General features: G+C 73.5%; 8 protein-coding genes and 1 pseudogene. 2 read left to right on the plus strand and 7 right to left on the minus strand.

Going from position 1 to position 8780, the window contains the following annotated elements:
* Window positions 1-228: pseudogene (locus tag AOK22_RS24625) on the minus strand (hypothetical protein); the annotation flags it as partial.
* Between the two features lie 167 nt (window positions 229-395).
* Between AOK22_RS24625 and AOK22_RS24630 the strand changes: the two are divergent.
* Together AOK22_RS24630 and AOK22_RS24635 are read left to right on the plus strand one after the other, a co-directional pair.
* Window positions 396-1568: a sensor histidine kinase gene (locus tag AOK22_RS24630; protein ID WP_055700896.1), complete on the plus strand. Its 1173-nt coding sequence runs from the start codon at window positions 396-398 to the stop codon at window positions 1566-1568.
* A complete protein-coding gene (locus tag AOK22_RS24635; protein WP_055700897.1) occupies window positions 1565-2245 on the plus strand; it encodes a response regulator in 681 nt (226 codons plus the stop codon). Before AOK22_RS24630 ends, AOK22_RS24635 begins: the two co-directional genes overlap by 4 nt.
* A gap of 14 nt (window positions 2246-2259) precedes the next feature.
* Here AOK22_RS24635 and AOK22_RS24640 read toward each other — a convergent pair whose 3' ends face one another.
* The 6 genes from AOK22_RS24640 to AOK22_RS24665 all read right to left on the minus strand — a co-directional run bounded on the left by AOK22_RS24640 (window position 2260) and on the right by AOK22_RS24665 (window position 8605).
* Window positions 2260-3279: a Gfo/Idh/MocA family protein gene (locus AOK22_RS24640; protein WP_055700898.1), complete on the minus strand. Its 1020-nt coding sequence runs from the start codon at window positions 3277-3279 to the stop codon at window positions 2260-2262.
* Complete coding sequence (locus AOK22_RS24645) at window positions 3276-4292, minus strand: Gfo/Idh/MocA family protein (protein ID WP_055700899.1); 1017 nt, start codon at window positions 4290-4292, stop codon at window positions 3276-3278. Before AOK22_RS24645 ends, AOK22_RS24640 begins: the two co-directional genes overlap by 4 nt.
* 31 nt (window positions 4293-4323) lie before the next feature.
* Window positions 4324-5190 carry a carbohydrate ABC transporter permease gene (locus AOK22_RS24650; protein ID WP_055700900.1) on the minus strand — a complete coding sequence of 289 codons (867 nt, stop codon included), beginning with the start codon at window positions 5188-5190 and terminating at the stop codon, window positions 4324-4326.
* On the minus strand, window positions 5183-6130 hold the full coding sequence (locus AOK22_RS24655; RefSeq protein ID WP_055700901.1) for a carbohydrate ABC transporter permease: 948 nt from the start codon (window positions 6128-6130) through the stop codon (window positions 5183-5185). The genes AOK22_RS24650 and AOK22_RS24655 overlap by 8 nt, the downstream gene beginning before the upstream one ends.
* On the minus strand, window positions 6127-7383 hold the full coding sequence (locus AOK22_RS24660; protein ID WP_055700902.1) for an ABC transporter substrate-binding protein: 1257 nt from the start codon (window positions 7381-7383) through the stop codon (window positions 6127-6129). The genes AOK22_RS24655 and AOK22_RS24660 overlap by 4 nt, the downstream gene beginning before the upstream one ends.
* 88 nt (window positions 7384-7471) lie before the next feature.
* Complete coding sequence (locus AOK22_RS24665) at window positions 7472-8605, minus strand: ROK family transcriptional regulator (protein WP_055700903.1); 1134 nt, start codon at window positions 8603-8605, stop codon at window positions 7472-7474.
* Between the last annotated feature and the right edge of the window lie 175 nt (window positions 8606-8780).

An 8780-nucleotide genomic window follows, 5' to 3' on the forward strand; every position in this document is an offset into this window, starting at 1 on the left:
GCCCGTGGTGGACATCACGTACTTGATGTCCGTCGCGTCGTCCGGCAGCCAGCGCGGAACGGAGTTGCGGGCGCTCTTCGCGGCGGCGCCTTCCCCGTAGGACGCCTTCTCCTCGTGGTCGTCGAACGGGTTCATCGAGCCGCCGCAGGCGATCACGGCGACCGCGACGGCGGCCGTGCCGAGGGCGCAGAGGGCGGCACGGGGGCGGAGGGGGGTGGTGCGGGGCATGGGGATCGCTTTCTTCGAGGAGCAACAGGAGCCTACGTGGAGTCCGGACTCCCTCCACGGTCGCCGCCCGCCGGCCGCCGGCGCCTCGGCCCTTCGGCGGATCACCGGCGCCCCGATCAGGCTTTCGGCTGATCTGCCGGATACGCCCTGATGCGTACATTCGGTACGTGGACGATCACCGCTCGCCGCCCGGCACCGCCCGAGCCCGTATCCCGAGGGCCCTGCTGTTCGCCGTGCCCGCCGTGCTGCTCTGGCTCCTCGACCTGGTGTCGAGCCGGCCGGAAGGGCCCTGGCTGCCGCTGGCGTCCGGGCCCGTGGCCGTCGCCGTGCTGGCCGTGCGGGGCGGTCCCGGCATCGAGGCGCGGGCCGCGGCGGCGGCCCTGGCGTCCGGCGCGCTCACCCTCGGCACGGTCCTGACCCCCGGCCCGACCGGCGGCTGGGGGCTCCTGGAGTCGTTCGCGCTGCTGGCGCTGCTGACGGTCACCGCCCGCACGGCACGCCTGCCCGCCGGGTACGCGCTCTGCGCCCTGCTCGCCGTCGCCGTCGCGGTCGCCCCCGTGCGCATGGGCGCCCACTCCGACGCCGAGAGCTTCGCCTTCGTGCTCACGGTCGCGGCCGGCGGCGCCCTCGCGCTGGGCGGCTATCTGCGCTCCCTGGACACCCGGCGGGCCCTGGCCGTGACCGCCACCCAGGAGGAGGAGCGCCGCCGCATCGCGCGCGACCTGCACGACTTCGTCGCCCACCACGTGACCGGCATCGTCGTGCAGGCCCAGGCCGCCCGCGCCATCCGCGAGAGCGCCCCCGACCAGCTGGACCCGCTGCTCGCCGGCATCGAGAAGGCCGGCGGCGAGACGCTCGACTCCATGCGGCGCCTGGTGCACGTGCTGCGCGCGGAGCCGGGCGCCACGACCCGGCCCGCCGATCTGCTCACCGAGCTCGCCGCGCTGGTCGCCGCCTCCCACGGCGACGCGGCCACCCTGGAGGTCTCCGCGCGGGCCCGTGCCGCCGCGCTCGCCCCCGAGGTCGAGACGTCCGTGCACCGAGTCGTCCAGGAGGCCCTCACCAACGTCACCCGGCACGCGCACGGCGCCGCGGACGTCCGGGTGCGGATCGCCGCCGAGGGCCGCGAACTCGTCGTCGAGGTCACCAACGGCCCCGGCGCGCACGGCCGTTCGGCGGACCGCACCCCGCCCGGCGGCCACGGCGGCCTCGGCCTGATCGGGCTGCGCGAGCGGGTCGCCGCGGTCGGCGGCGGCCTGGAGGCGGGGCCGGTGCCGGGCGGGGGCTGGCGGGTCCGCGCCGCGCTTCCCGTGCTGGGCCTGCCAGAATCGGGGCCATGAGCGGCGGCGTGGTGCGGGTCCTGATCGCGGACGACCAGGAGATGGTGCGGACCGGGTTCCGGCTGATCCTGTCGGCGCAGCCGGACATCGAGGTGATCGGGGAGGCCGCGGACGGCGCCGCGTGCGTGGAGCTGGCGCGGCGGCTGCGGCCCGACGTGTGTCTGGTCGACGTGCGGATGCCGAAGCTGAACGGCCTGGAGGTGACCCGGCTGCTCGCCGGGCCGGGTGCCGTCGACCCCCTGCACGTCGTGGTCGTCACCACCTTCGACCAGGACGACTACCTCGACGAGGCGCTGCGCGGCGGGGCCGTCGGCTTCCTGCTCAAGGACGCGGGGCCCGGACTGCTCGTGGAGGCGGTCCGGGCCGCCGCCCGCGGGGACGCGCTGGTCTCCCCCGCCGTGACGCTGCGGCTCCTGGAGCGCCTCGCGGACCGGCACGGCCCGCAGTGCGGCGCGGCGGCCGACGCCGCCTCGCCCGCGGGCCTGTCCGGGCGCGAGCTGGACGTGGTGCGGCTGGTCGCGCGTGGCCGCACCAACCAGGAGATCGCCGAGGAGCTGTTCATCTCCCTGGCGACCGTCAAGACGCATCTCGCGCACGTCCAGGCGAAGCTCGCCGTGCGCAACCGCGTGGAGATCGCCGCGTGGGCGTGGGAGGCGGGCCAGGTCCGGCCGCGCTGACCCGCCGTGTCGCCTCAGCCGTGGCCCACCGCGACCGGGACGCCGCTGCGTGCCGAGGCATAGCCGGCGGCGACGATCCGCAGGGTGCGCAGCCCGCCCTCGCCGTCGGCGACGTCCATGCCGCCCTCTTCCGGGCCGTACAGGAACGCGCGCAGCATCCGCTCGTCGAGGTCGACGCCGAACGGCAGCTCGACGCCCTGTCCCCGCCGTTCGCTGAACCCGTGGACCTTCTGGTCGAAGGCGTCCATCTCCAGGGTGGCCCGCTCGCCGACGACGGTCATCTCCAGGCCGCCCCAGGAGTGGTGGGAGCGGGGGTGGGACCAGCTGCAGTCGATGGTGGCGACGGTGCCGTCGGCGTACGTCACGCTGACCAGGCCGCTGGTCTCGACGGCGACCTCGCCGGCGTACAGGAGGTTGTTGGTCTGCGCGTACACCTCGACGGGCGCGGTGGCGCCGAAGAGGTCGTCGAGGAGGTCGGCGATGTGGACGGTGTGGTCCATCAGCGCGCCGCCGCCGGAGAGTTCGGGTTCGGCGAACCATCGGCGGGCCCGGGTGGGCATGGCGCCGTTGTTGGCGCCGTCCACCGCGAGGACCCGGCCCGCCTCACCGGAGACGACGGCAGCCTTCACGGCGGCGTACGCGGGGCTGAAGCGGACCGGGAAGGCGACCGCGAGCCGCACTCCGGCGGCGCGGCAGGCGGCGACCATCGCCTCGCCGTCCTCGACCGTGGCGGCCAGCGGCTTCTCGCACAGGACGTCCACGCCGTGCGCGGCGGCCTGTTCGACCAGCGGGCGGTGATGGGCGTTCTCGGAGCAGACGACGACCGCGTCCGGGCCCCAGGCGAAGGCCTCTTCGTACGTCTGCGCGTACGCGACGCCCACCTCGTCGGCGAGCGTGCGGCCGCGCACCTCGCCGGGGGCCGCGCGGCCGGTGTCCGGGTCGCAGCCCAGGACCTCGACGCCGGGCATCCGGGAGAGCAGCCGCAGATAGCCGGCCGCGTGGACATGGGCGAACGACAGGACGGCGACCTTCATCGCGCTGCCTCCTCGATCTCGACGACACGGCCGGTGCGGCTGGACTCGACGGCGGCCTCGGCGATGCGGACGGCCTCGATCCCGTCCCGTGCGGTGACCCGGGGCTCGGGGCCGCCGTCCTGCCAGGAGGCGGCGAACTCGCGCAGCTCGGCCAGGTAGGGGCTCTCGTTCAGGGGACTGGAGGGGATGCCTTCGTTGACGGCGCGCACGCCCTGCGCCGTGATGCGGAAGCCGGGCACGGCGGTGGAGTCGTGGTGCAGCAGCCCGTCCGCGCCCGCGACCCGGAACGTCGTGCGGAACGGCTGGTCGGGCAGCCCCCACAGGCCGCTGATCCGGCTGACGGCGCCCGACGCGTGGGTGAGCACGGCGGTGGCGGTGACGACCTCGCCCGGGGCGCCGGTGGCGTGCTCGACGCCGCGGGTGCGGGCGTGCACCCGGACGACGTCGCCCGCGAGCCAGCGCGCGATGTCGATGTCGTGCACCATCAGGTCCATGATCACGCCGCCCGACTGGGCCGGATCGCCGAACCACGGCGCCCACTGGGGCCGCGCCCCGCCGCGCGTGAGGCGCAGCACGGCGGGCTCGGCGAGGTCGCCGCGGACGACGGCCTCGCGCAGGGCCGCGTACGCGGGGAAGTAGCGCACCACATGGGCGGGGTGGAGGCGCACGCCCGCCGCGTCGGCGGCGGCCGCGATCTCCTCGGCGGCGCGCGCGGTGAGGGCGAGGGGCTTCTCGCAGACGACGTGACGGCCCGCGGCGACGGCGGCGAGGGCGAGGTCCCGGTGGGTGGGCGTGGGGGTGCAGATGTCGACGGCGGTGACGTCCGGGAGCAGGTCGGCGAGGCCGTCGACGGCCCGCACGTCGTGGCCCCGCTCGGCGTACTCGGCGGCGAGCTTCGCCGCGGAGCCGTCGACGGTGTACACGCTCACGCGGGCGCCGAGCGCGAGCCAGCCGGGCAGGTGGGCGCGGGCGATGCCGCCGGCGCCGAGCAGGCCGATGTGAAGCGGTGGCATACGAAAGGGGTGCCTTTCCGGTGGGAGGGGGTCAGCTCTTCGAGCCGGACAGGGCGACGCTCTGGACGAAGTGGCGCTGCAGGAAGACGTACACGAGCAGCATCGGGAGGCTCGCGATGAGCGAACCGGCCATCATCACCGGGTAGTTGGTCTCGTACTGGCCCTCCAGCGAGGTGAGCCCGGCGCTGATCGGCATCTGGTGCGGGTCGGTGTTGACGATCAGCGGCCAGAGCAGGTCGTTCCAGGACCACATCGCGGTGATGACGGCGAGGGCGGCGAGCGCGGGCCGGATCAGCGGCAGCATGATCGACCAGAAGACGCGGAAGGAGCCCGCGCCGTCGATGCGGGCGGCCTCCTCCAGTTCCCTGGGCAGGCCGAGGAAGAACTGGCGCAGCATGAACGTGCCGAAGGCGCTGAACATGCCGGGCAGGAACAGCGCGGGCGCGGTGTTGAGCAGGCCGAGGCGCTGGATGATGTCGTACTGCGGCAGGACGAGCAGCGAGCTCGGCACCATGAGGACGGACAGGAAGAGCGCGAACAGGACGTTGCGCCCGCGGAACCGCAGGCGCGCGAACGCGTACGCGGCCAGCGAGCAGAACACCAGCTGCCCGAGGGTGCGCCCGACGGTGTTGAGCACGCTGTTGGTGAGCATGTCGCCGAACGGCAGCGCGGTGAAGACCTCCTTGAAGCTCGCCCAGTTCCAGGTGTCGGGCAGGAAGGTGGGCGGGACGCGCGAGGTCTCGGCGAGGGTCTTGAGGGCGGTCAGGAGCTGCCACAGAAAGGGGAAGACCATCACGAGGGCGCCCAGGGAGAGCGCGGCGTGGGTGGCGACGGACCCGCCGTCGAAGCGGCGTTTGCCGGGCCCGGCCCCGACGGGTGTGCGGTCGGGCTCAGGCATAGTGCACCCACCTCCTCTGGAGCCGGAACTGCAGGAACGTCAGGGCGGCGATGATCAGCATGAGCAGGAACGCGAGCGCGGCGGCGGCGCCCTGGGCGTTCTCCATGAACGCCCATTTGTAGAAGAGGCCCACGACGGACTGCGTATCGCCGATGGCGGGGTTCCGCTCGGCCATCATGATGTAGATCAGGTCGAAGGTCTGCAGGGAGTTGATCATGCAGATGACGGAGGCGAAGAAGAGGGTCGGGCTGAGCAGCGGGAGCGTGATGGTGACGAACCGGCGCAGCACCCCCGCGCCGTCCAGCTCCGCGGCCTCGTAGTAGTCCCGGGGTATCCCCTTGATGCCCGCCATGAAGATGACGAGGTAGTAGCCCGTCGACGACCAGACCATGACCGTGCCGATCGCGTAGACCGCGGTGGACGGGTCGGAGACCCAGTAGTGGCGGTCGATGCCGAGGTGGCCGAGGAGTTCGTTGAGCAGCCCGAAGTCGCCGTTGTAGAGCCAGTTCCAGACGAGTCCGACGGCGACGGGCAGTGTCACGAACGGCACGAAGTACAGCGCGCGGTAGACGGAGACGCCGCGCAGTCCGCGCCGGTTGAGGAGGGCGGCGACGACGATCGCGACCGGCAGCGCGGTCAGCCCGATGAGGCTGTAGATCAGGGTATTGCCGAGCGCCTGCCAGACGGTCACGTCCTTGAGGACGCGCGCGTAGTTGTCGGTGCCGATGAAGGTGTGGCCGCCGAACGCGCCGAACTCGGTGAAGCTGAAGTAGAAGGTCTGCAGCAGCGGCCAGAAGTAGAAGACGGCGAAGCCGAGCCCGAGCGGCGCGATGAACCAGTACGCGGCGCGCTGGTGGGCCGGCCTCGGCCGCGCGCCGGATCCGGGAGCGGCGCGGCGGTCGGCCGACTTCGCGGCCGCGGTGGCGGGAAAGACACTCATGCGGCGCGTTCCTCCTTCAGGACCCGGTCCATCTGCCGGCCCAGCGCGCGGGCGGCGCCCTCGATGCCGCCCTTGCCGCTGAACGCGGCGCCGAGCAGCGGGTACTGGAGGTTCTCCCAGACCGCGGTGTTCTTCGAGCTCGGGTAGGGGACGGCGTACTCCTGCATCTCGATGAAGTGCTCGAGGTCGAATTCGGGCATCGACCGGAGCCAGGCGTCCTGCGTTCCTTCGTACGAGGAGATGGTGACGCCCGCCTCCGCCTGGATCTCGGCGGCCTCGCGGCCCGCCATGAAGTGCACGAACTCCCAGGCTGCGGCCTTCTTGTCGCTCTTGGCCGAGATGGCGTTGGCGAGGCCGTGGATGATGGTGGCCCTGCGGCGCCCCTGGGGCAGGACGGCGATGCCGCCGTGGTCCTTGATCGCGGGCACGGCGTACATCTGGCCGGCCATCGCGGAGAGGTCGTAGTTCATGGCGACCTTCTCGCTCCAGTAGCGCACGCGCCCGATCGACTCGACCATCGCGCTCTGCGGGGGCGACCAGCCGCGGTCGATCATGTCGGTGAGGAAGCGCAGCCCCTCGATGGAGCGTTCGTCGCCGAAGCCGGAGCGGCCGTCCTCCAGGACGTATCCGTCGGCGGCGCACACCGACGGGTAGATCTTGATCTGCCGGTCCATCTCGGCGGCGAAGCCGTGCACGCGCTCGCGCGGGTTGGTCAGTTCGGCCGCCGCGTCACGGACGTCGTCCCAGGTCCAGCTCGCGTCGGGGTACCTGATGCCCGCCTTGTCGAACAGCCGCTTGTTGTACCAGAGTCCGATGGTGTCGAAGTCCTTGGGCAGGGCGTACTGCGTGCCCCGGTAGGAGTAGAGCTTCACCAGGGACGCGGGGTGGCGGTCCACCGGGGTGGCGTCGGCCTCGATGTGCCCGGAGAGCGGTTCGAGGACGCCGCCCGCCGCGTACAGCTGGAAGTTGACGGCGTTCATCCAGAACACGTCGGGGGCCGTGCCGCCGCGCATCGACGTCTTCAGGGTGGTCCAGTAGCTCGCCCAGGGCGTCAGCGCGATCCGCACGGAGATGCGCGGGTGCCGCTTCTCGAACGCGGCGATGACCTTCTCCATGCCCGGCACCTGTGCCGGGTCCCACATGCCGTACGAGAGCGTGGTCCTGCCCCCGCCGTCCGTGCCGCCGCCCCCGCCGGAGCAGGCGGCGAGCGCCGGGGCCGCCAGCGCCCCGCCGAGCAGAGTCCTTCTGCGCATCTGCGCCTTCGCCTCCCAGGAAGTCGTCGGGCGCCGCCGCGGCGCACCCCGGTCGCGGGGCGGGAGAGCCCCGGTGCGGGGTGGGCCGTCAGGGCGCCTGGTCCGCGAGCAGTTCCTCCTCCACCCGGTCGAGCGCCTTGCGTACGGCGCCGATGGCCACGCCCCGCTCGCCGAGGGAGCTCAGGGCGATGCGCGGGATGTGCAGGGTCATGGGGCGCAGCCGCTCTTCGAGCAGCGGCACCAGGTGCGGGCCGATCGGGGTGGCCCCGCCGGTCAGCACGATCAGTTCGGGGTCGACGGTCAGCGCGAGGGCCGCGATGCCCGGGGCGATGCGGTCGGCGAAGTCCGCGACGGCGGCCAGCGCGCGGGGGTCGCGCGCGTCGGCGGCGCGGGCCAGCGCGGCCATCTCGGACTCCCCGGTGTCCCGCGGGCCCGTCCAGCGCAGGGCCTCGTGCGCGGTGTCCATGCCGAGCAGCGGGTGCGTGCCGAGCTCGCCCGCACCGCCGCGCCTGCCCCGGTGCAGCCGGCCGCCGAGGGTGAGGCTGCAGGAGATGCGGCGCCCGATGAGCACGCAGGCGACGTCGCCCGCGAGGGTGGCGGCGCCCTGCCAGCGCTCGGCGAGGACCGCGAGGTTCACGTCGTTCTCGACGAGGGTGTGGCCCACCGCGCCGTCCGAGAGGAGCCGTCCGAGGTCGACGCCCGACCACTCGGGCACCACCACCGAGACGCTGACCCCGCCCGCGTCCACCACGCCGGGGACGCCCACGCAGCGGGCCAGGACGGATGCCCGACGCGGCACATGGGCGTCGACCAGGGCGTCCATGCCGCGCCGCAGCAGGTCGAGCCGCTCGCCGCCGCCCAGTTCGGGGTCGACGTCGCTGCGGCGGGCGGCGAGGACGGTGCCGCCGAGGTCGGCGAGGAGCAGCACCATCTTGTGGAGCCCGATGTCGGCGCCGAGGACGTATCCGGCCTCGGTGCGGAAGCGGAAGCGGCGCGCGGGGCGTCCGGGGGTGCGCTCGCCGGTCCCCTCCGTGGACTCGCCGACGAGTCCGCGCTCGACGAGCTCCTCGACGGCGGCCTCCACGGTGGGCCGGGACAGGCCGGTGACCGAGGCGAGTTCGGCGAGGGTCCGCGGGCTGCCGCGGTGCAGGGCGCGCAGGACGACGGTGGTGTTGAGCCGCCGCAGCGCGATCAGATCGTGCCCCCGCGCCTGGTTCCGCATCAGTTCTGCACCTCGTATCGGCACGGTGGCACGCCTGTTGACGGGCCCGGACGTGCACCGGCCCCCGGAATTAGAGAGGAGACTTGCATAACTTCACGAGCCCGGGAACCCCTCGCGACGACATGTCTTGACGCGGGAAACGCCACGCGGCGCTCCGCCCGCCCCGGGGCGGGCG

The sequence above is a fragment of the Streptomyces silaceus genome (assembly GCF_001419745.1).
GTDB lineage: Bacteria > Actinomycetota > Actinomycetes > Streptomycetales > Streptomycetaceae > Streptomyces > Streptomyces silaceus.

Bases quoted from the DNA above. Each gene is read 5' to 3' on its own strand.
- AOK22_RS24635 (WP_055700897.1), top strand. From the start codon at position 1,565: ATGAGCGGCGGCGTGGTGCGGGTCCTGATCGCGGACGACCAGGAGATG.
- AOK22_RS24640 (WP_055700898.1), bottom strand. From the start codon at position 3,279: ATGAAGGTCGCCGTCCTGTCGTTCGCCCATGTCCACGCGGCCGGCTAT.
- AOK22_RS24645 (WP_055700899.1), bottom strand. From the start codon at position 4,292: ATGCCACCGCTTCACATCGGCCTGCTCGGCGCCGGCGGCATCGCCCGC.
- AOK22_RS24650 (WP_055700900.1), bottom strand. From the start codon at position 5,190: ATGCCTGAGCCCGACCGCACACCCGTCGGGGCCGGGCCCGGCAAACGC.
- AOK22_RS24655 (WP_055700901.1), bottom strand. From the start codon at position 6,130: ATGAGTGTCTTTCCCGCCACCGCGGCCGCGAAGTCGGCCGACCGCCGC.
- AOK22_RS24660 (WP_055700902.1), bottom strand. From the start codon at position 7,383: ATGCGCAGAAGGACTCTGCTCGGCGGGGCGCTGGCGGCCCCGGCGCTC.
- AOK22_RS24665 (WP_055700903.1), bottom strand. From the start codon at position 8,605: ATGCGGAACCAGGCGCGGGGGCACGATCTGATCGCGCTGCGGCGGCTC.